The 20936-nt window shown below is 63.1% G+C and carries 21 protein-coding genes and 1 riboswitch; of the genes, 12 read left to right on the top strand and 9 right to left on the bottom strand.

What is annotated here, in order from left to right; all coding sequences use genetic code 11:
* The first annotated feature begins 25 nt into the window (after nucleotides 1-25).
* Together madL and madM are read left to right on the top strand one after the other, a co-directional pair.
* Nucleotides 26-442 (top strand): malonate transporter subunit MadL, encoded by a 417-nt coding sequence (gene madL / locus AC1RCO_RS14005; RefSeq protein WP_015637351.1) that lies wholly within the window; start codon nucleotides 26-28, stop codon nucleotides 440-442.
* A gap of 1 nt (nucleotide 443) precedes the next feature.
* Nucleotides 444-1208 (top strand): malonate transporter subunit MadM, encoded by a 765-nt coding sequence (gene madM / locus AC1RCO_RS14000; RefSeq protein WP_011063986.1) that lies wholly within the window; start codon nucleotides 444-446, stop codon nucleotides 1206-1208.
* Nucleotides 1209-1334: 126 nt separating this feature from the next.
* Here the strand turns inward: madM and AC1RCO_RS13995 are convergent, their stop codons facing one another.
* Nucleotides 1335-2252, bottom strand: coding sequence for a LysR family transcriptional regulator (locus AC1RCO_RS13995; RefSeq protein WP_015637350.1), 918 nt, complete (start codon nucleotides 2250-2252; stop codon nucleotides 1335-1337).
* 155 nt (nucleotides 2253-2407) lie between these two features.
* Between AC1RCO_RS13995 and trhA the strand changes: the two genes are divergently transcribed.
* Nucleotides 2408-3025: a PAQR family membrane homeostasis protein TrhA gene (trhA, locus tag AC1RCO_RS13990; protein ID WP_011063984.1), complete on the top strand. Its 618-nt coding sequence runs from the start codon at nucleotides 2408-2410 to the stop codon at nucleotides 3023-3025.
* Nucleotides 3026-3205: 180 nt separating this feature from the next.
* Here the strand turns inward: trhA and AC1RCO_RS13985 are convergent, their stop codons facing one another.
* The gene (locus AC1RCO_RS13985; protein WP_492617806.1) at nucleotides 3206-4111 is read right to left on the bottom strand and encodes a LysR family transcriptional regulator; all 906 of its coding nucleotides are present in this window, start codon (nucleotides 4109-4111) and stop codon (nucleotides 3206-3208) included.
* Between the two features lie 107 nt (nucleotides 4112-4218).
* On the opposite strand from AC1RCO_RS13985, the gene AC1RCO_RS13980 reads away from it, so the two are divergent.
* Genes AC1RCO_RS13980 through AC1RCO_RS13970 form a run of 3 tightly spaced genes read left to right on the top strand, consistent with a single transcriptional unit; the run spans nucleotide 4219 to nucleotide 6762 of the window.
* Nucleotides 4219-5460: a D-amino acid dehydrogenase gene (locus AC1RCO_RS13980; protein ID WP_492617805.1), complete on the top strand. Its 1242-nt coding sequence runs from the start codon at nucleotides 4219-4221 to the stop codon at nucleotides 5458-5460.
* 20 nt (nucleotides 5461-5480) lie between these two features.
* Entirely contained in the window at nucleotides 5481-5831 is a 351-nt protein-coding gene (locus tag AC1RCO_RS13975; RefSeq protein WP_011063981.1) for a RidA family protein, read from the top strand.
* Nucleotides 5832-5859: 28 nt separating this feature from the next.
* Entirely contained in the window at nucleotides 5860-6762 is a 903-nt protein-coding gene (locus AC1RCO_RS13970; RefSeq protein WP_011063980.1) for a transporter substrate-binding domain-containing protein, read from the top strand.
* Between the two features lie 16 nt (nucleotides 6763-6778).
* On the opposite strand, the gene AC1RCO_RS13965 is transcribed toward AC1RCO_RS13970, so the two are convergent.
* Together AC1RCO_RS13965 and AC1RCO_RS13960 are read right to left on the bottom strand one after the other, a co-directional pair.
* Complete coding sequence (locus AC1RCO_RS13965) at nucleotides 6779-7498, bottom strand: 16S rRNA (uracil(1498)-N(3))-methyltransferase (RefSeq protein ID WP_019095274.1); 720 nt, start codon at nucleotides 7496-7498, stop codon at nucleotides 6779-6781.
* An 83-nt stretch (nucleotides 7499-7581) separates the two neighbouring features.
* Nucleotides 7582-8988, bottom strand: coding sequence for an adenosylmethionine--8-amino-7-oxononanoate transaminase (locus AC1RCO_RS13960; protein ID WP_492617804.1), 1407 nt, complete (start codon nucleotides 8986-8988; stop codon nucleotides 7582-7584).
* Nucleotides 8989-9305: 317 nt separating this feature from the next.
* Between AC1RCO_RS13960 and AC1RCO_RS13955 the strand changes: the two genes are divergently transcribed.
* Nucleotides 9306-9857: a cytochrome b gene (locus tag AC1RCO_RS13955; protein WP_011063977.1), complete on the top strand. Its 552-nt coding sequence runs from the start codon at nucleotides 9306-9308 to the stop codon at nucleotides 9855-9857.
* A gap of 32 nt (nucleotides 9858-9889) precedes the next feature.
* Nucleotides 9890-10486: a YceI family protein gene (locus tag AC1RCO_RS13950; RefSeq protein WP_011063976.1), complete on the top strand. Its 597-nt coding sequence runs from the start codon at nucleotides 9890-9892 to the stop codon at nucleotides 10484-10486.
* Between the two features lie 417 nt (nucleotides 10487-10903).
* On the opposite strand, the gene rhlE2 is transcribed toward AC1RCO_RS13950, so the two are convergent.
* The 4 genes from rhlE2 to ahcY all read right to left on the bottom strand — a co-directional run bounded on the left by rhlE2 (nucleotide 10904) and on the right by ahcY (nucleotide 16380).
* Nucleotides 10904-12772 carry an RNA helicase RhlE2 gene (gene rhlE2, locus AC1RCO_RS13945; RefSeq protein WP_011063975.1) on the bottom strand — a complete coding sequence of 623 codons (1869 nt, stop codon included), beginning with the start codon at nucleotides 12770-12772 and terminating at the stop codon, nucleotides 10904-10906.
* Between the two features lie 223 nt (nucleotides 12773-12995).
* Entirely contained in the window at nucleotides 12996-13811 is an 816-nt protein-coding gene (locus tag AC1RCO_RS13940) for a substrate-binding periplasmic protein (RefSeq protein WP_011063974.1), read from the bottom strand.
* Nucleotides 13812-13935: 124 nt separating this feature from the next.
* On the bottom strand, nucleotides 13936-14781 hold the full coding sequence (gene metF / locus AC1RCO_RS13935) for a methylenetetrahydrofolate reductase [NAD(P)H] (RefSeq protein WP_053160300.1): 846 nt from the start codon (nucleotides 14779-14781) through the stop codon (nucleotides 13936-13938).
* Nucleotides 14782-14970: 189 nt separating this feature from the next.
* On the bottom strand, nucleotides 14971-16380 hold the full coding sequence (gene ahcY, locus AC1RCO_RS13930) for an adenosylhomocysteinase (RefSeq protein WP_011063972.1): 1410 nt from the start codon (nucleotides 16378-16380) through the stop codon (nucleotides 14971-14973).
* Between the two features lie 21 nt (nucleotides 16381-16401).
* Nucleotides 16402-16508, bottom strand: a riboswitch (S-adenosyl-L-homocysteine riboswitch).
* A 199-nt stretch (nucleotides 16509-16707) separates the two neighbouring features.
* On the opposite strand from ahcY, the gene AC1RCO_RS13925 reads away from it, so the two are divergent.
* Both AC1RCO_RS13925 and AC1RCO_RS13920 read left to right on the top strand, forming a co-directional pair.
* Nucleotides 16708-17112, top strand: a complete 405-nt coding sequence (locus AC1RCO_RS13925) for an acyl-CoA thioesterase (protein WP_011063971.1) — start codon at nucleotides 16708-16710, stop codon at nucleotides 17110-17112.
* Nucleotides 17113-17185: 73 nt separating this feature from the next.
* On the top strand, nucleotides 17186-18073 hold the full coding sequence (locus AC1RCO_RS13920; protein ID WP_011063970.1) for a formate/nitrite transporter family protein: 888 nt from the start codon (nucleotides 17186-17188) through the stop codon (nucleotides 18071-18073).
* On the opposite strand, the gene AC1RCO_RS13915 is transcribed toward AC1RCO_RS13920, so the two are convergent.
* Nucleotides 18074-19333, bottom strand: a complete 1260-nt coding sequence (locus tag AC1RCO_RS13915; RefSeq protein ID WP_011063969.1) for a cation:proton antiporter — start codon at nucleotides 19331-19333, stop codon at nucleotides 18074-18076.
* 311 nt (nucleotides 19334-19644) lie between these two features.
* On the opposite strand from AC1RCO_RS13915, the gene AC1RCO_RS13910 reads away from it, so the two are divergent.
* Together AC1RCO_RS13910 and AC1RCO_RS13905 are read left to right on the top strand one after the other, a co-directional pair.
* Nucleotides 19645-20478 (top strand): EamA family transporter, encoded by an 834-nt coding sequence (locus AC1RCO_RS13910; protein ID WP_194238019.1) that lies wholly within the window; start codon nucleotides 19645-19647, stop codon nucleotides 20476-20478.
* 35 nt (nucleotides 20479-20513) lie between these two features.
* Nucleotides 20514-20897 (top strand): MAPEG family protein, encoded by a 384-nt coding sequence (locus AC1RCO_RS13905; RefSeq protein ID WP_011063967.1) that lies wholly within the window; start codon nucleotides 20514-20516, stop codon nucleotides 20895-20897.
* Nucleotides 20898-20936 lie beyond the last annotated feature (39 nt).

Raw genomic sequence — 20936 nt, 5'->3', positions numbered from 1 at the left:
ACGATGCACTTTGAGGACTACGACAATGATTATCTACGGTGTGGCATTGCTGGCGATCTGTACGCTGGCGGGTGTGATTATCGGCGACATGCTCGGCGTGTTGCTGGGGGTGAAATCCAATGTCGGCGGAGTCGGCATCGCCATGATCCTGCTGATCTGCGCCCGTTTGTGGATGCACAGGCACGGCGGCATGACCAAGGATTGCGAGATGGGCGTGGGTTTCTGGGGCGCCATGTACATTCCGGTAGTGGTGGCCATGGCCGCCCAGCAGAACGTGGTGACGGCGCTGCACGGCGGCCCGGTGGCGGTGCTGGCGGCCATCGGTTCGGTGGTGCTCTGCGGTTGCACCATCGCCCTCATCAGCCGCACCCACAAGGGCGAGCCACTGCCGGCCGAGCCGCTGGAGCCGGGTGTGAAAGCTGCACCGGCAGGAGGGCGCTGAGATGTGGGATCTGATCGAGAAAGGCCTGGAGCACAACGGTCTGGTCACCGCCTTTGCCTTCGTCGGAGTGATCATGTGGGTCTCGGTGCTGCTGTCCAAGCGCCTGACGTTCGGCCGGGTACACGGATCGGCCATTGCCATTGTCATCGGCCTGGTCCTGGCCTGGGTTGGCGGCACCCTGACCGGTGGTCAGAAGGGCCTGGCGGACCTGGCGCTGTTTTCCGGCATCGGCCTGATGGGGGGCGCCATGCTGCGGGACTTCGCCATCGTCGCCACGGCCTTTGAAGTACAAGCCACCGAGGCGCGCAAGGCCGGGATGATCGGTGCCGTGGCGCTGCTGCTGGGTACGGTACTGCCGTTCATTGTCGGCGCGAGCATCGCCTGGGCCTTCGGCTATCGCGATGCGGTGAGCATGACCACCATTGGTGCCGGCGCGGTGACTTATATCGTCGGCCCGGTGACCGGCGCAGCCATTGGTGCCAGCTCCGACGTGGTGGCCCTGTCGATTGCCACGGGCCTGATCAAGGCGATCCTGGTGATGGTGGGTACGCCCATGGCCGCGCGCTGGATGGGCCTGGACAATCCGCGTTCGGCGATGGTCTTCGGTGGCCTGGCCGGCACCGTCAGCGGCGTGACCGCGGGGCTGGCAGCCACGGACCGGCGGCTGGTGCCCTACGGCGCCCTGACCGCCACCTTCCACACCGGGCTGGGCTGCCTGCTGGGGCCATCGCTGCTGTTCTTCATCGTCCGCGGCCTGGTGGGCTAACCCCTGCAGGAGCCGGCTTGCCGGCGAAGAGGCCCGTGAGGCAGGCGCTGTTCTTGCGCACGCCTTCGCTGGCAAGCCAGCTCCTACGGGGCGAGTGCATCGCGGATTTCGTGCAGGAGCCGGCTTCTAGGGGGTTTGGCGGTTGGCGTACATCCGGCATTCGGCCAGGAGCGCCAACAGGTTCGGGTCGCGCTCCTTGGCCTTGAGAAACACCACGCCGATATGCTGCTGCAGGCGGTAGCGCGCCTGCAGCGGTATCAGTTTCACGCGGTTCTCATACACCGCCGCGATCCTCCCCGGCAGCAACGCATAACCGACCCCGGAGCTGACCATGCTCAGCAGGGTGAAGATGTCGTTGACCTGCATCGCCACCTTGGGTTCGAACCCCGCCTGCTTGAACACTCGCACCCCGTCCTGATGGGTGGCAAAGCCCTGGGTCAGGGTGATGAAGGTGGCGTCGCGCACGTCGGCCAGGTCCACTTCGCTCTGCTGGGCAAAGGGCGAATCGGCGGGGGTGGCGAGAAAAATGTCATCGGAAAACAACGGCAGTTGCTCGCAGTCCGGGTCATGGGCGCTGTCGTCCAGGGAAATCAGGATGGCGTCCACTTCCATGTTCTTGAGCTTGTACAGCAGGTCGATGTTGGAGCCCAGGATCAGGTCGATGTTCAGCTCGCTGCGGCGCAGCTTGAGGCCCATGATCAGCTGCGGCACGGTTTTCACCGTCAGCGAGTAAAGTGCGCCGAGCTTGAAGCGTTCTGCTGAAAAGCCCGCCGCTTCGCGGGTCAGGCGCACGCTCTCGACCACGTCCTGCACCAGCTTCTGTGCCCGTTCCTCCAGGACGAAGGCGCTTTCCAGGGGCGTCAGGTTGCGCCCTTCATGCTTGAACAGCGGGCAGCGCAGGGCATTTTCCAGGGAGTGAATGGCCCGGTGCACGCTGACATTGCTGGTCTGCAACTCGGCGGCGGCGCGGGCCAGGTTGCCGGTGCGCATGAAGGCCAGAAACACTTCGAGCTTTTTCAGGGTCAACTCTTCGTCGATGAGCATGGTCCGGACTCTGCTGAGGAGGGGCTGATGATGCCCGATCGGTCAGGACGTGGCCGCTGGTTTTTTCTCGGCCGCGCCCCAATAGACATATTGCGCTTTCAAGCTGCAGGCCTGAGCCTTGCGTGTTTTTTCAATGTTTCAAGGGTGAGCGACTGATGTATCACGGAGAAAGATTCAACGCCTGGACCCACCTGCTGGGGGCAATCGCGGCGTTTATCGGCGGCATCTGGCTGGTGGTGCTGGCCAGCCTGGATGGCAGCCCGTGGAAGATCGTCAGCGTGGCGATCTATTCCTTCACCTTGCTGGTGCTCTACAGCGTGTCCACGGTCTACCACAGCGTGCGCGGACGGGCGAAGAACATCATGCAGAAGGTTGATCATTTTTCGATCTACCTGCTGATTGCCGGCAGTTACACGCCGTTCTGTCTGGTGACCCTGCGCGGGCCCTGGGGCTGGACCCTGTTCGGCATCGTCTGGGGGCTGGCGCTGATCGGCATCCTCCAGGAGATCAAGCCGCGCTCCGAGGCGCGGATTCTCTCCATCGTGATCTACGCGGTGATGGGTTGGATCGTCCTGGTGGCGGTCAAGCCGCTGCTGGCGGCTTTGGGGCCAGCCGGCTTCGCCTGGCTGGCCACGGGCGGGGTGCTGTACACCGTGGGCATCATCTTCTTTGCCCTCGACAGCCGCCTGCGCCATGCCCACGGCATCTGGCACCTGTTCGTGATCGCCGGCAGCCTGCTGCATTTCGTCGCGATCCTGTTCTACGTCCTGTAGGGGCCGGCTGGCCGGCGCAGCGGGTCCTCTGGATATGCGCCGGGCTGGCGGACGCCTTCGCTGGCAAGCCAGCTCCTACGGGGCGGGGTGTTGTGGATTGGTGCAGGAGCCGGCTTGCCGGCGAAGAGGCCCTCTGGATTTGCGCCGGGCTGGCGGGCGTTTTCGCTGGCAAGCCAGCTCCTACAAGGGGCGGTCGAGCTGGGCCTGGGCCTGGCGGGCGAAGATTTCCAGCAGGCTGGCCAGGGTGTGGGGCGGCGGTTCTGCGGCGCGGGTCACGGCGTACAGGGTGATCGGCAGCGGCGGGCTCAAGGGGCGGATAGCGGTGTTGGCCGTTGAGGCGCCCAGGGCGGTGAAGGGGTCGATCAGGGCCAGCCCGGCGCCGGACTCGACCATGGCCCGGGCCAGGGAATAGGTCTGCACGGCAATGCTCACCCGCGGCGGCGGCTCCACCGACTTGAGGTAGCTGTCGAGCCGGGCCGACAACGGGTCGGCGCTGCTCAGGCCAATCAGTGGCGCGTCCGCCAGCTCCTGCAGCGCCAGGGGCTGGCCTCGGCTGTGCTCGGGCCAGAAGCCCTGCGGCGCCAGGGCCACCAGCACGCCCTGGGCCAGGGGTTGGGCGCTCAGGCCCGGGTGATCCGGGGGTTGCAGGGTCAGCGCCAGGTCGATTTCGCGCATCAGCAGGTCCTGTACCAGCTCGCGGCTATGGGCGCTGGACAGTTCGCACAGGCTGTCCGGGTAAAGGCGGGTCCATTCACTGATGGCGGGCGGCAGCAAGGCCAGGGCCAGGGCTGGTGTGGCGCCGATGCGCAGGCTGTGGCCCGGCGCCCGGCGCAGGTTCTGGGCCAGGCGCCGTACCCCTTGCAGGCTCTCGCTGACCTTGTCCACTTCCCGCTCCAGCTCCAGGGCTTCCGGGGTTGGCTGCAACTTGCCCCGTACCCGCAGGAACAACGGGAAACCCAACTGCAGTTCGGCGTGCTGCAAAACCTTGGTCACCGCCGGCTGGGAGACATGCAGCAACTGCGCCGCGCCGCTGATGGAGCCGGTCTGGCGGATGGCCTGGAAAATCTCGATATGACGAAGGCGCATGGGGCAGTCCATAACCTTTGTTTATGGGAGGTCCATCTTTATTCATTGTCCGGCGTCTGTCACCTGCCCCTAACCTTGGGCCATCGACCAACAGGCCAGGGGCAATCATGAGTCAGCGGGTTTGCATCATTGGAGGGGGCGTCATCGGTTTGGCCTGTGCCTACGCCCTGGTCCGCCAGGGCTTTGAGGTGACCCTGGTGGAGGCTCAGGAGTCCCTGGGCAGCCAGACCAGTTTCGCCAACGGCGGGCAGCTGTCCTATCGCTATGTGGCGCCTCTGGCCGATGCCGGGGTGCCCTGGCAGGCCCTGGGCTGGATGCTCAAGGGCGACTCTCCGCTCAAGCTGCGGCCACGCCTGGACCCGGCGCAGTGGCGCTGGCTGGCGGGGTTCCTCGGTGCTTGCCGGCACTCGGTGAACCGGCGCAATGGCGCGCACCTGCTGCGCCTGGCGCTGCTCAGCCAGAGCACCCTGCAAAGCTGGCGCGAACAGGATGGCTTACAGGGCTTCGACTGGCGGCGCAACGGCAAGCTGGTGACTTTCCGCGAGCAAAAAAGCTTCGAGCACGCCCGCCACAACCTGGCGGACAGCGGCCAGCAACAGGTGCTTTCCGCTGCCGAATGCACGGCCCTGGAACCGGCCCTGGGGGATACGCCCTTCGTCGGCGGTATCTATACCCCGGATGAAGAAGTGGCCGACTGCCACGCCTTCTGCCAGCAACTGGCCACGCGGCTGCGCGCTTCCGGGCGCTGCGAAATCCTACTGGGCCAGCGGGTGCGGGGCATTCACCATGGGGGGGATAAGGTCCAGGCCATCGACCTGGGGGAGCGCGTGTTGCCGGTGGGCCAACTGGTGCTGGCTGCCGGGCACCGCAGCGCCGAACTGCGCCTGCCTGGGCTCCAGCTGCCGCTGTATCCGCTCAAGGGCTACAGCCTCAGCGTGCCCATCGGCCCGCAGCACCGGGCGCCGGACATCAGCATCACCGACTACAACCGCAAGATCGTCTATGCGCGTATCGGCCAGCAACTGCGGGTGGCGGCCATGGTCGACATCGTCGGTTTCGACCCGGCGCCAGACCCCGGCCGCCTGGCCCTGATGCGCCGTCAGGCGGCCCAGACCTTCGCCGAGGCCGGTGACTATCAGGCAGCCGTGGAATGGGCCGGCATGCGTCCGGCTACCCCCAGCGGCGTGCCGCTGATCGGGGCCACCGCCTACCGCAACCTGTGGCTCAACCTTGGCCACGGCGCGCTGGGGTTCACCCTGGCCTGTGGCAGCGGCCAGTTGCTGGGCGAACTGATCGGCCAGCGTTGCACCAGTATCGACATGCAGGGCCTGACGCCCCGCGTTGCCTGAACGTTAAAAGGAGTCTTCAGATGAGTATCCAGCGTATCCACAGCAACGAGCGCCTGAGTGGCGCGGTGAGCTTTGCCGGACTGGTGTTTCTTTCCGGGCAGGTGCCGGGGGCCAGCAGCGATATCGGCGGCCAGACCCGCGAGGTGCTGGAGAAGATCGACGCCTTGCTGGCCGAGGCCGGCAGCGACAAGGAGCACCTGCTCAGCGCGACGATCTACCTCAAGGACATCCAGGCCGATTTCGCGGTGATGAACGAAGTCTGGTCGGCCTGGCTGTCCCCCGGCCAGGCGCCGGCGCGCACCACCTTGCAGGCGGCCCTGGCGCGCCCGCAGATCCTTGTAGAAATCAGCATCATCGCGGCCCGCCGCTAACTGCCCTTACCCACAACGGAGAATAACAATGCATAAGATCACGTTGCTCGGCTGCACCTTGGGGCTGCTGTTCAGCGCCATGTCCCAGGCCAATGAAGCGCCTCTGCAGGGCACCCTGGCGAAGATCGCCAACAGCGCCAGTATTACCTTGGGTTATCGCGATGCCTCGGTGCCCTTTTCCTACGTGGGGGATAACAGCGGCAAGCCCATGGGTTATTCCGTGGAGCTGGCGAGCAAGGTGGTGGAGCGCATCCAGCAGCAGTTGCACCTGCCCAACCTGAAGGTGAAATACAACCTGGTGACCTCGCAGACCCGCATTCCCCTAGTGCAGAACGGCACCGTGGACCTGGAGTGCGGTTCCACCGGGGTGACGGCCGAGCGGCAGAAGCAGGTGGCGTTTTCCTACGGTTTCATCTACGTCAAAGGCCAGTTGCTGACCGCCAAGGACAGCGGGATCAAGAGCTTCGCCGACCTGCGGGGCAAGAACGTGGTGACCACGGCGGGGACCACCAACGAGCGCTTTCTCAAGAGCTACAACGTCGAGCACAAGATCGACATGTTCGTGATCAGCGCCAAGGACCACGGCGAGGCCTTCCAGATGCTCCAGTCGGGGCGTGCGGCGGCGTTCTACATGGACGATGCGTTGCTGTACGGCGAGCGGGCCAAGGCCCGGGATCCGCACAACTGGGTGGTGGTGGGGGAAGAACAGTCGCGGGAGATCTACAGCTGCATGGTGCGCAAGGATGACCCGCAGTTCCTGGCCCTGGTCAATGGCGCCCTGGCGGACCTGTACCGCTCCGGGGAGATCAACGGCATTTACCAGCGCTGGTTCCAGCAGCCGATTCCGCCCAAGGGCCTGAACCTGGAATTCCCCATGACCAGTGAACTCAAAGCGATCATCGCCCAGCCCACCAGCGATCCGGTGCAATAGCCACCACCAGGAGGGGTTAGAAGTCGCCCCACAGTTGCTGGGCCACGGCCAGGGCCACTACCGGGGCGGTTTCGGTACGCAGCACCCGCGGCCCCAGGCGTGCGGGGAGGAAACCGGCGCTGTGGGACAGTTCCACTTCGGCGTCTGTCAGGCCGCCTTCAGGGCCAATGAGGAACGCCAGGCTGGCAGGCTTGGCGTGGCTTTCCAGGGGCTGGGCCACGGGGTGCAGCACCAGCTTCAGATCGGCCCGGGCCTGCTTGATCCAGTCCGCCAGCAGCACGGGTGGGTGGATCACCGGGACCTGTGAGCGGCCGCACTGTTCGCAGGCGCTGATGGCCACCTGGCGCCAGTGCAGCAGGCGCTTGTCGGCGCGCTCGTCCTTGAGCCGCACTTCGCAGCGCTCGCTGAAGATCGGGGTGATTTCGCTGACCCCAAGCTCCGTGGCCTTCTGGATCGCCCAGTCCATGCGCTCGCCCCGGGACAGGCCCTGGCCCAGGTGAATCCGCAGCGGTGATTCTGCCTGGCCGGCGAAGCTTTCATTCAGCTGGACCCGAACCCGCTTCTTGCCCACTTCCACCAGAGCCCCGCGAAACTCGGTGCCCGAGCCATCGAACACCTGCAGGGCAGCACCTTCGGCCATGCGCAGTACGCGCCCGATGTAGTGTGCCTGGGCTTCCGGCAACTCGTGTTCGCCTAGGCTCAGGGGGGCGTCGATAAAGAAGCGGGACAATCTCATCTGGGTTCTCTGTTGAATGTGAATCGGTGGAAAGCGTTCTGTGGCGAGGGAGCAAGCTCCCTCGCCACAACTAACGACCTGCTCTAGCCCGGATCGCGAAAGCCGGGGTGGAAGTCCTTGGGCACCGCCACGCTGACCTGGTCGCGGGTGGCGATATCGATGCCTTCACTGGCGACTTCGGCGAGGAAGTCGATCTGTTCCGGGGTGATCACGTACGGCGGCAGGAAATACACCACGCTGCCCAGGGGACGCAACAGGGCGCCGCGTTCCAGGGCGTGCTGGAAGACTTTCAGGCCGCGGCGTTCCTGCCAGGGGTAGGCGGTCTTGCTGGCCTTGTCCTGGACCATCTCGATGGCCAGGACCATGCCGGTCTGGCGTACTTCGGCAACGTGGGGGTGGTCCACCAGGTGCGCGGTGGCGCTGGCCATGCGCCGGGCAAGCGCGTGGTTGTTCTCCACCACCTTGTCCTGCTCGAAGATATCCAGGGTCGCCAGGGCCGCGGCACAGGCCAGCGGGTTACCGGTGTAGCTGTGGGAGTGGAGGAAGGCGCGCAGGGTCGGGTAGTCGTCGTAGAAGGCGCTGTAGACATCGTCGGTGGTCATGCACGCGGCCAGGGGCAGGTAGCCGCCGGTCAGGGCCTTGGACAGGCACAGGAAATCCGGGCGGATGCCGGCCTGCTCGCAGGCGAACATCGTGCCGGTGCGGCCGAAACCCACGGCGATCTCGTCATGGATCAGGTGCACGCCATAGCGGTCGCAGGCTTCGCGCAGCAGCTTGAGGTACACCGGGTGATACATGCGCATGCCGCCGGCGCCCTGGATCAGCGGCTCGACTATGACCGCGGCCACTGTTTCGTGGTGCTCGGCCAGGGTCTGCTCCATGGCGGCGAACATGTTCCGCGAGTGTTCTTCCCAGCTCATGCCTTCGGGCCGCAGGTAGCAGTCCGGGCTCGGCACCTTGAGGGTGTCCAGCAGCAGGGCCTTGTAGGTCTCGGTGAACAGCGGCACATCGCCCACTGACATGGCGGCGATGGTTTCGCCGTGGTAGCTGTTGCTCAGGGTGACGAAGCGCTTCTTGTTCGGTTGGCCGCGGTTGATCCAGTAGTGAAAGCTCATCTTCATCGCCACTTCGATGCATGACGAACCGTTGTCGGCGTAGAAGCAGCGGGTCAGGCCTTCGGGGGTGATCTTGACCAGGCGCTCGGACAACTCGATCACCGGCTGGTGGCTGAAGCCGGCGAGGATCACGTGTTCCAGCTGGTCCACCTGGTCCTTGATGCGCTGGTTGATGCGCTGGTTGGCGTGGCCGAACACATTGACCCACCAGGAGCTGACCGCATCCAGGTAGCGTTTGCCTTCGAAGTCTTCCAGCCAGACGCCTTCGCCTCGCTTGATGGGGATCAACGGCAGCTGTTCGTGGTCTTTCATCTGGGTGCAGGGATGCCACAGCACCGCAAGATCGCGTTGCATCCACTGGTTATTCAGGCCCATGTACAGTCTCCTGGAAGCGGCCCGCCAACGGCGCGGGCGAACAATCGGGCAAGCCTATGCAATGCATGGCCGCGGGACAACCTATTGTGCAAGACGCGCCACGGCGTGATGCGTCAGGTGCAAAGACGCCGCCTGCAAGACCCAGGGCACGGCACGAGGGAGCAAGAAGGCTGGCTTGGCGTGAGGCTTAATCTTTTCTTAACGCGCTCGGTCCAGACTACTGATCGTATTTCTCGATATTTCAAAGCAAAAAATTCCGCTTTAATTCGATAGGTAAATCGCTAGTCTTGATCTGCGTTTCTTACAGGATGCAACTGATGCAGTTACGTAATTCTTCTTCTCGCTATGGTTGGGTCAGCATTGTTCTGCACTGGGGCGTGGCCCTGGCGGTGTTTGGTCTGTTCGCCCTGGGCCTGTGGATGGTCGGCCTCGACTACTACAGCACCTGGCGCAAAGACGCGCCGGACCTGCACAAGAGTATCGGCCTGACACTGTTTGCAATCATGCTGCTGCGGGTGTTGTGGCGGTGGGTCAGCCCACCGCCGCCGGCCCCGGCCAACCATGGACCGCTGACCCGCCTGGGGGCCAAGCTGGGGCACGCGTTCCTCTACCTCGGCCTGTTCGCGGTCATGATTGCCGGTTACCTGATCTCCACCGCCGACGGCGTGGGTATCCCGGTGTTCGGCTTGTTTGAAGTTCCTGCCCTGATCTCCGGACTACCGGACCAGGCAGATGTAGCAGGTGTGGTGCATCTGTACCTGGCCTGGGCACTGGTGATCTTTGCCGGTATCCATGGCCTGGCTGCGCTGAAGCACCACTTTATCGATCGTGATGCGACCCTTACCCGTATGCTGGGTCGCAAAGCCTGATGTTCAACCTTGACTCAAAAGGAATAGAAAGCATGTTGAAAAAGACTCTCGCCGCTCTGGCAATCGGATCTGCTGTATTGGCGGCCGGTCAAGTGATGGCAGCGGACTACGTGATCGACAAGGAAGGCCAGCACGCCTTCGTCGACTTCAAGATCAGCCACCTGGGCTACAGCTTCATCACCGGTACCTTCAAGGACCTGGACGGCAAGTTCAGCTTTGACGCGGCCAAGCCGGAAGACGCCAAGATCGAAGTCAACGTGCGCACCGCCAGCGTGTTCACCAACCACGCCGAACGTGACAAGCACATCACCAGCAAGGACTTCCTGGACGCCGGCAAGTTTGCCGACGCCAAGTTCGTCTCCACCAGCGTCAAGCCCACCGGCAAGAACGCCGACGGCAAGCTGACCGCTGACGTTGCCGGCGACCTGACCCTGCACGGCGTGACCAAGCCGGTCGTGGTCAAGGCCACCTTCCTGGGTGAAGGCAAGGACCCATGGGGCGGCTACCGTGCCGGCTTCGAAGGTACCACCAGCATCAATCGCCAGGATTTCGGCAAGATGATGGACCTGGGCCCGGCCTCCAACAATGTCGACCTGTACATCAGCTTCGAAGGCGTGAAAGCGAAGTAATGCTTCGTCTGTAGCCGCTGCCGCAGGCTGCGACAAGGCCCGCAGGGCCTTCGCGATCTCCCCCGCACAGCCCTTATAGGACTGGTCGCAACCTGCGAAAGCAAAAAAACGCCCCCGACCACAAATCGGGGGCGTTTTTTATTGCCCGTCATGAAATGCGGTAAACCGGTCAGGTCCTGGCGCCGGGTTCCCCGTCGTTCGCAGCCTTCGGCAGCGGCTACAGAGAGCGTTCTCGGCCACAAACCGGGGGCGTTTTTTATTGCCCGTCATGAAATGCGGTAAACCGGTCAGGTCCTGGCGCCGGGTTCCCCGTCGTTCGCAGCCTTCGGCAGCGGCTACAGAAACGCCCTCGACCAGCCACCATGAAAAACGCCCCGGGCCTTGCGGCCAGGGGCGTTTTTCATTTCAGCGCGAGGCTCAGCGGTTGCGGGTCAGCAGCGCCGGCTTTTCGCCCCGTGGACGGCTTGGCAACTGATCCAGCTGCTCAGGCGTCGGGAAACGATCGGCCTTGGATTCCTTGTGCATGATCTTCGGCTGGTTGCCCCGAGGATTCTGCACGGCCGGTTCCTGGCGTGGCTGATCGTCACGGTTCGGGCGGCGATTGCGCGGCTCGTCGCGACGGCCCTGGCTGTCACGAGGGGCGCCGTTGCGCGGGCCGCCACTGCGCTTGGCCGGCGCGGTGCCGGTGGTGCTGCCGTTGCTGTTGCGCGGGTTGCCGGAACGACCCTGGCCACCACCGGCACCGCCGCGTGGCGGATTGCCAGCGCCCGCACCCTGGGCCGGAGCCCCTGGACGGCGGCCGCGGCCCTGGTTGTTCTTGTTCTGGTACGGGCTGACGTAGTCAGCGCGGTTACCGAAGTTGTCCACGTCGTCGTCGAGGAACTCGTCCGGTGCGCGATCGGCACGGGGCGTCGGTTGACGCTGTTCGCGGGCCGGGGTGCCTTCACGAGGCTTCTGCTCGCGGGCCGGGCGTTCGCCACGGGCGGGTTTTTCCTTGCCGCCCTTGTCCTTGCCCTTGTCCTTGCGACCGCCACCACCGCCACCACCGTTCGGGCCATCGCCGCGTGGGCCACGGGGATTGCGCGGGTTGCGCACATCCGGACGCTCGCGCACTTCCGGCTTCTCGGCTTCCACTGCGCTGGCATCGAAGCCCATCAGGTCACCGTCGGCGATCTTCTGCTTGGTCATGCGCTCGATGCTTTTCAGCAGTTTCTCTTCGTCCGGAGCCACCAGGGAGATGGCTTCGCCGGAGCGACCGGCACGGCCGGTACGGCCAATACGGTGCACGTAGTCTTCGTCGACGTTAGGCAGTTCGAAGTTGACCACGTGAGGCAGTTGGTCGATATCCAGGCCGCGAGCGGCGATATCGGTGGCGACCAGGATCCGCACTTCGCCAGCCTTGAAGTCGGCCAGCGCTTTGGTACGGGCGTTCTGGCTCTTGTTGCCGTGGATCGCCACAGCGCTCAGGCCGTGCTTGTCCAGGTACTCGGCCAGGCGGTTGGCGCCGTGCTTGGTCCGGGTGAACACCAGGACCTGTTCCCAGGCGCCGGCGGTGATCAGGTGCGCCAGCAGGGCACGCTTGTGGCTGGCCGGCAGGCGGAAGACCCGCTGCTCGATACGCTCCACCGTGGTGTTCGGCGGGGTCACTTCGATGCGCTCGGGGTTGTGCAGCAGCTTGCCGGCCAGGTCCGTGATGTCCTTGGAGAAGGTCGCGGAGAACAGCAGGTTCTGGCGCTTGGCCGGCAGGCGGGCGAGGACTTTCTTGACGTCATGGACGAAGCCCATGTCGAGCATGCGGTCGGCTTCGTCGAGAACCAGGATTTCCACGTGGGACAGGTCGACGCTGCCCTGGCCAGCCAGGTCCAGCAGACGGCCGGGGCACGCCACCAGCACATCGACGCCACGGGCCATGGCCTGAACCTGCGGGTTCATGCCGACGCCGCCGAAGATGCAGGCGCTGACGAACTTCAGGTCGCGGGCGTACAGCTTGAAGCTGTCATGCACTTGCGCGGCCAGCTCGCGAGTGGGGGTCAGGACCAGTACGCGGGGTTGGCGCGGGCCATGACGCTGGGATTTGTCCGGATGACCGTTGGGAAACAACCGTTCCAGGATCGGAAGGGCGAAACCGCCGGTTTTACCAGTACCTGTCTGTGCCGCGACCATCAGATCGCGACCTTGCAACACGGCGGGAATGGCCCGCTGTTGCACCGGAGTAGGCTGGGTGTAGCCGGCGGCTTCGATGGCGCCGACTAAAGCCTCGGAGAGACCGAGGGAAGCAAAGGACATGAGTAATCCTGTTTTAGTGAGGGCTTGGCCCAAAGGGATAATCTTGCCGGGCGTGAATGGCGTTTAAGAGGACGCAATCCCGTCCGGTCCTGCTGGCCTGAAGGGTCATTCACCGGCGGCTCGCGCGGGCCGGTTGGCTGCGCCGTAGCGGGGTGGAGAGGCCTTGAACAGGGTCCAGCGTCCGGGCGTGAGCCTGGCGGGAGGCCGGAGTATAACAGAGCAATCAGTGTGCGCTGCTTTCCTGCTGCTCAACGGTTTTTTCTGACTCGCGGGTTGATGAAGACCTGACCGGCGGCAGGGCAGGTTCAGCACCGTACTTGGCGCTCAGTTGGGCGTAGGCCGGTTCGCGCTTGAAGCGCTTCAGTTCGGCGCCGAAGCGCTGTACCAGCAGGTCCATGCCGGCATTGCGGCGCACGGCCAGGTATTGGCTCTGGCGGCTGATGACAGTGGGGTTCTGGCTGACCTGGTCACGCAGCCCCAGGCTGTCCAACAGGTGCTGGCCGACCCGTTTGTCGGTAATCAGCAGGTCGATCCGCCCCAGCAGCAGCTTGCCGAAATTGGCTTCGTGGGTGGGGGCCGGCTCGCGGTTGAACAGGGTCGAGTTGCTGAAATCGTCGCTGTACAGATAGCCGGGGGAAGTGCCGATGGTCAGGCCCTTGAGTTCGTTCAGGCGCTTGAACGGGTGCGGGCGCTGGTTGGCATAGAACATCACGAACTCCACGTCCGAGAGCGGCTCGTTGGGGTAGAGCAGGGTGCCGTCGCGCTGGTCGCTGTGGAAGATGTCCAGGGCGCCATCGGCCTGGCCGGTTTCCAGCATCGCCAGGCAGCGTTTCCAGGGCAGGAACTGCCACTGCACCTCTATGCCCAGGCGCTGGAAGACAATGGCGGTGGTTTCGTAGTCCAGGCCCTTGGCCGTGCCATTTTCCTCATAGACATAGGGCGCCCAGGGTTCGGTGACAATGCGCAGCTTCTCGCCATGGGCGGCAAGGCTCAGGCAAGTGCAGAGAAAGGTGGTCAGCAACCGGGCTATGACGGACATTGCTGGAGATTACGACGAGAGATCATGCAATTGCTAGAGGCAGTTCCGGACGCTCTAGCTCAAGGCTGCTGCAAACAAAAAGGCCCCGGTTTTCACCAGGGCCCGGAGCTTGGGTTGCAGCCTGTCAGCGTGGCAGCTGGAGGTTGTTCCAGATCGCCAGGCTCGGGTCGGCCTGGTTCAAGGTATAGAAGTGCAGTCCGGGTGCGCCGCCCTGGAGCAGGCGTTCGCACATGTCACTGATTACCTGTTCACCGAAGGCCTGGATGCTGGCGCTGTCATCGCCATAGGCTTCCAGCTGCTTGCGGATCCAGCGCGGAATCTCTGCGCCGCAGGCGTCGGAGAAGCGCGCCAGCTTGCTGTAGTTGGTGATGGGCATGATGCCCGGCACGATCGGGATGTTCACGCCCATCTTGCGCACGCGCTCGACGAAGTAGAAGTAGCTGTCGGCGTTGAAGAAGTACTGGGTGATCGCGCTGTCGGCACCGGCATTGGCCTTGCGCACGAAGTTGACCAGGTCTTCCTCGAAGTTGCGCGCTTGCGGGTGCATTTCCGGGTACGCGGCAACTTCGATATGGAAGTGGCTGCCGGTTTCCTCGCGGATGAAACTCACCAGGTCATTGGCGTAGCGCAGTTCACCGCTGGCCATGCCCATGCCCGAAGGCAGGTCGCCACGCAGGGCGACAATGCGCTTGATGCCGGCTGCCTGGTACTGCTGCAGCAGGCCGCGCAGGTCGTCCTTGCTGTCGCCGACGCAGGACAGGTGCGGCGCCGCAGGGACTTTAACTTCGCTCTCCAGTTGCAGCACGGTGTTGACCGTGCGATCACGGGTCGAGCCGCCGGCACCGTAGGTGCAGGAAAAGAAATCGGGGTTGTAGCCGGCCAGCTGACGGGCAGTGGCGAGCAGTTTTTCATGCCCAGCATCGGTCTTGGTGGGGAAGAACTCGAAGCTGTAGCGACGATCTTTGGACATGGAGGGGACCTCCAGTTGCAAGTAACAGGCGGCAAGCGCCAAGAAAAAGCGGAGGTGCGCTGGTTTCTCGTGCCTGCAGCCTGCTGCTTGAAACTGCTATAGCGATTAGGGCAAGCACCAGGTCAGTTGCAGCAAGCAGAGCTTTTGGCTCTTTGCTTGCCGCTGATGACTTGCCGCCTGCAGCTGCTCTTAGTAGCGGTAGGCGTCTGGCTTGAACGGGCCTTCGACGGTTACGCCGATGTATTCAGCCTGTTGCTTGGTCAGTTGAGTGACCACGCCGCCGAAGCCGCGCACCATTTCCAGGGCCACTTCTTCGTCGAGTTTCTTCGGCAGTACTTCAACAGTCAGACGCTCGGCTTTCTGGGCCGGCGACAGGTCGGCGTACTTCTGGCCGAACAGGAAGATCTGTGCCAGGACCTGGTTGGCGAACGAACCGTCCATGATGCGGCTTGGGTGACCGGTGGCGTTGCCCAGGTTCACCAGGCGGCCTTCGGCCAGCAGGATCAGGTAGTCGTCGTTCTGTGCATCGAAATCGCCAGGGCCGGTGCGGTGGATCTTGTGCACCTGTGGCTTCACTTCTTCCCATGCCCAGTTCTTGCGCATGAAAGCGGTGTCGATTTCGTTGTCGAAGTGGCCGATGTTGCAGACCACGGCACGCTTTTTCAGGGCCTTGAGCATGTTTGCGTCGCAAACATTGACGTTACCGGTGGTGGTCACGATCAGGTCGATCTTGCCCAGCAGGGCTTTGTCGATGCTGGCTTCGGTGCCGTGGTTGATACCGTCGATGAACGGCGAAACCAGCTCGAAACCGTCCATGCAGGCTTGCATGGCGCAGATCGGGTCCACTTCCGAAACCTTGACGATCATGCCTTCCTGACGCAGGGACTGGGCCGAGCCCTTGCCCACGTCACCGTAGCCGATGACCAGCGCTTGCTTGCCGGACAGCAGGTGGTCGGTGCCGCGCTTGATGGCGTCGTTCAGGCTGTGACGGCAGCCGTACTTGTTGTCGTTCTTGCTCTTGGTCACCGAGTCGTTGACGTTGATCGCAGGAACCTTCAGCTCGCCCTTGGCCAGCATGTCCAGCAGGCGGTGCACGCCGGTGGTGGTTTCTTCGGTCACGCCGTGAACGCGGTCCAGTACTTGTGGGTACTTGTCGTGCAGCAGCTGGGTCAGGTCGCCGCCGTCGTCGAGGATCATGTTGGCGTCCCAAGGCTTGCCATCCTTGAGGATGGTCTGCTCCAGGCACCACTCGTACTCTTCTTCGGTCTCGCCTTTCCAGGCGAACACAGGAATGCCGGCAGCGGCGATGGAGGCTGCAGCCTGGTCTTGAGTCGAGAAAATGTTGCAGGACGACCAGCGTACTTCGGCACCCAGGGCAACCAGGGTTTCGATCAGCACGGCGGTCTGGATGGTCATGTGGATGCAGCCGAGGATCTTGGCGCCCTTGAGTGGCTGTTCAGCCAGGTACTTGCGGCGCAGACCCATCAGGGCCGGCATTTCCGATTCGGCGATGATGGTTTCGCGACGACCCCAGGCAGCCAGGGAGATGTCGGCGACTTTGTAGTCGGTAAAACCTGCAGGCGTGTTTACAGCGCTCATCAAGAGCCTCCATTCGTAGTGTGCGAATGGGCGCCGTTGTGCGTTTAGTGTCCATACAGGGAGCCCTGTACCAACAACGCCCCATCCGAGCCTGACAGGTCATGCCTGCTGCAGCGCCCCTCGGACAGGTGGCGGGAAAACGGTATCAAGTGCAGATGACCGTTTTGAAACGGTGGCGATTATAGCCGCCTGAGCCAGACTTCCAAAAGTGTTTATGTCACCTGGATGAAGATCGTTAATCGCGACCATAGTCGATGTTGCATAGAGCATGACTGCCCGGTCTGCCATTATGCCGGGCATCAATTGGCAGGACGGTCAGGAGTGCATATGAATTTCCACACCCGCAAGTGGGTAAAACCCGAAGACCTCAACCCCAACGGCACGCTGTTCGGCGGCAGCCTGTTGCGCTGGATCGACGAAGAAGCGGCGATCTACGCCATTGTCCAGCTGGGCAACCAGCGAGTCGTGACCAAGTACATCTCGGAAATCAACTTCGTCAGCGCCTCGCGCCAGGGCGACATCATCGAGCTGGGTATCACCGCCACCGAATTCGGTCGCACCTCGATCACCCTGACGTGCGAAGTGCGCAACAAGATCACTCGCAAATCCATTCTCACGGTGGAGAAGATGGTCTTCGTCAACCTGGGGGAAGACGGCCTGCCGGCGCCTCACGGCCGCACCGAAATCAAATACGTCAAAGACCAGTTCAAGGATGACGCTTCCGACGCCTGATGCCTTGCGCAGAAAGGAACAGCCCTGAGCCCAGCGTGTCGTAGCTAAATGACCCGCCTGGTTCAGGAGCCTTATGGACGCGCAAAAAGATGGCAAGACCCCCGGCCTCTCTGCTCAAGAGCAGCATGAGGTCGACCATAACCAGCCGCCCCGCGCGGCGGTCCTGCATGAAATCATCCGCACCCAGGGCGACCAGGAACTGGAGCGCAGTGTCGCAGCCCTCTGGTGGTCGGCCCTGGCTGCCGGCCTGACCATGGGCCTGTCGCTGATGGGCATGGGCCTGCTCAACTCCCGCCTGCCCGACGGCGAGGCCTTCAAGGTCATTGCCAGCTTTGGCTATTGCGCGGGTTTTCTGGCGGTGATTCTGGCGCGCCAGCAACTGTTCACGGAAAACACCCTGACTGCCGTGCTGCCGGTGATGAGCAAGCCGAGCCTGAACAACTTCGGGCGCTTGCTGCGCTTGTGGGGCGTGGTGCTGGTGGGCAACCTGTGCGGCACCCTGCTGGTGGCCTATGTGATGCTGCACTTGCCGATTTTCGACGGCAAGACCGATCAGGCCTTTCTGGAAATCGGCCGCAAGGTCATGGAGAACGACAGAGCGCAGATGTTCGCCAAGGGCATCATCTCCGGCTGGATGATTGCCACCATGGTCTGGATGATCCCGTCCATGGAGAGCGCCAAGCTGTGGATCATCATCCTGATCACCTACCTGATGGCGCTGGGGGATTTCACTCACATCGTGGTGGGCTCGGCGGAAGTGTCCTACCTGGTATTTGCCGGCGAGTTGCCGTGGCGGGATTTCTGGATGGTGTTCGCCGGGCCGACCCTGGCCGGGAACATCATTGGAGGCAGTTTCATCTTCGCCCTGATTAGCCATGCCCAGGTGCGCAGTGAAAGTGGCAAGCCGAACAGGAACGCGGACCGGGCACCGGCGCCCGATCCGCGGCAGATCAAGAAATGATCAGTGGGCCTCGGCCTTGGCCGCCGGGGCATCCTGGGTGACATGGCGCACCAGTTTGCCGATGGTCAGACCCTGCAGCAGGATCGACGACAACACCACGATGTAGGTGATGCTCAGCACCAGGTCACGCTCCGGCCCCAGGGGCAGGGCCAGCGCCAGCGCCACCGAGACGCCACCGCGCAAGCCGCCCCAGGTCAGCACGCGGATAGTGCCCCGGGGCACGCTGCGCCAGCGCCGCAACAGGAGGATTGCCGGGGCCACGGTGAGCACGCGAGAGAGCACGATGGCCACCGCCAGCAGGCTGGCAGCCGCCAGGTGCAGCCAGTTGAACGGCAGCAGCAACAGCTCCAGGCCGATCAGGGCGAACAGCAGGGCATTGAGCATGTCGTCGAGCAACTCCCAGAAACCGTCCAGGTAGCGCCGGGTCATGTCGTTCATCGCCAGGTTGCGTCCCAGGTTGCCGATGATCAGGCCGGCCACCACCATGGCAATCGGCGCCGAGACATGCAGCTCGCTGGCCATCGCCGAACCACCGATGACCAGGGCCAGGGTCAGCATCACTTCGATCTGGTGCTGCTCGATGCTCTTGATCATCAGATACACCAGGTAGCCGATCAGCCCGCCGAACAGTACGCCGCCAATGGCCTCATGCACGAACAGCCAGGCCGTGGCAGCCACGGTCGGGGTTTCCCCCAGTTGAGCGATGCCCAGCAGCACGGTGAACACCACTACCGCGGTGCCGTCGTTGAACAGCGATTCGCCAACGATGGTGGTTTTCAGTGGCTTGGAAGCGTTGGCGGTACGCAGTACACCCAGCACCGCAATCGGGTCGGTGGGGGAAATCAGCGCGCCGAACAGCAGGCAGTAGAGAAAGCTCACGTGCCAGCCGAACAGGCCGAAGATCCAGTAGGCCAGGCTGCCGATGACGAAGGTGGCGATCAGCACGCCAACCGTGGCCAGCAGACCGATGGGCCAGCGGTAGCTGCGCAGGTCGTTGAGGTTGACGTGCAGGGCGCCGGCGAACAGCAGGAACGACAGCATCCAGTTCATCAGCAGATCGCCGAAGTCGATCTTGCCAATCAATTCTTCCACATGTTCTTCCAGGCCGGGGTAGCCCAGGTAGCTCAGGCCTTGCAGCAGCAGCGAGAACAGCAGGGCGGTGACCATCACGCCGATGGTCGGTGGCAGGCCTATAAAGCGGAAGTTGACGTAGGTGAGCAGCGTCGTCAGGCAGATAAAGGCAGCGACAAGTTCAAGCATCCGGACTCCTTTGGATGATTACAGAAAAAGCGACCTGAATGCTTTCAGGCTAAGGGTTTGATGTACCGGCGTCGGCGAGGGACACAGTTTTCGCCATCGTCGCCTGACCGCAGCCATTGACCACAGCCTCGACCCGACGTTGCAGGCACTTGGGGAAAAGTACCTCGAACATGCCCATGTTGCCGAATTGGCTGCTGGCACTGCCAAATGCGCCGGTAGCCCGTGCAAGCAGGGCCGCAGGCATGCGAGGATTCCCGGCTTCTGCCCGGATGTGCGGTATCCGGCTTTTTCAGGCAACCAGGGAGTGCAAGGTGCTGGCGACAAGTCTGGTTTTGGTGGCGGCGTTGTTGCACGCAGCCTGGAACACCCTGATCAAGTTCAGTGGCGAGCGCTTGCTGGTGGTGGCCTGCATGGACACCGTGGCCCTGCTGTTCGTGGCCATCATGCTGTTTTTTCTCGAATCCCCACCACTGGATATCTGGCCCTGGATCATCGCCTCGGCGGCATTCGAGCTCTTGTATCGCTATCTGCTGATCCAGGCCTATCGCGTGGGGGATCTCGGGCTGGTGTACCCGTTGATGCGCGGACTTTCGCCATTGGTGGTGCTGGCGTTGACCCTGGTCTTCGCCGGCGAGGCGCTGAGCACTCAGCAGGTCCTAGGCATTCTGCTGATTCCCTTCGGCATGCTCTGCCTGCTCTGGCAGGGCGGCGGTGGGGCGCGGTTGCCCTGGTCGATGCTGCCGGTGGTGGCGCTGATCGGCCTGTGCATCGGTTGCTACACCTATATTGACGGCCAGGCGCTGCGCCGCTGGTCGCACCCGCTGGATTATCTGACCTGGGTCACGCTGCTCAGCGCCTGGCCCTTTCCGCTGGTGGCGGTGGTCTGGAAGCGCCCGGCCTTTGCCCTGTTCTGGCGCGAGCAGTGGCGCCTGGGGCTGAGCGTCGGGTTTTGCGTGTTGTTCAGCTACGCTCTGGTGCTTTGGGCCATGCAACTGGGATCGATCGCCGAAGCGGCTGCGTTGCGTGAAATCAGTGTGATCCTGGTGGTGCTGTTCGGCATGCGCTACCTGAAAGAACCTTTCGGCCGGCCACGGCTCTTAGCCTGTGGACTGGTGCTGATTGGCATGTTGGTGATGAAGTTCTGAAGGCTCCCTAAAAACTCTAAAAAAGGATTTGCTCCATGACTGTCGCTTTCTGGTGTGTGTTGATTGCAATCATCCTGCCCTATCTCTGTACTGCCATCGCCAAGGGCGCCGGCAAATACGGGCTTCGCTACAACCATGACCCACGGGCGTTCCTGAGTACTCTGGAGGGTTTGCCCAAGCGTGCCCACAACGCGCAGCTCAACGGTTTCGAGGTGACCCCGGCATTCGCTGCGGCGGTGATCATCGCCCATGTGGCAGGTAACGCCGAGCTGGTGACGATCAACGTGCTGGCGGTGCTGTTTATCACCAGCCGCCTGCTGTACATGATCTGCTACCTGGCGGACTGGGCGATCCTGCGGTCCCTGGTGTGGTTCGTGGGCATGGGCCTGATCGCCAGTTTCTTCTTCGTTTCAGTCTGAGACACCCTTTTGCGGGAGCCGGCAAGCCGGCTCCCGCAG

This window comes from Pseudomonas sp. GW823-FHT03E05 (assembly GCF_058796855.1).
The sequence above is the reverse complement of the archived record's forward strand: the minus strand, read 5'-3'. Positions and strand labels throughout refer to the sequence as shown.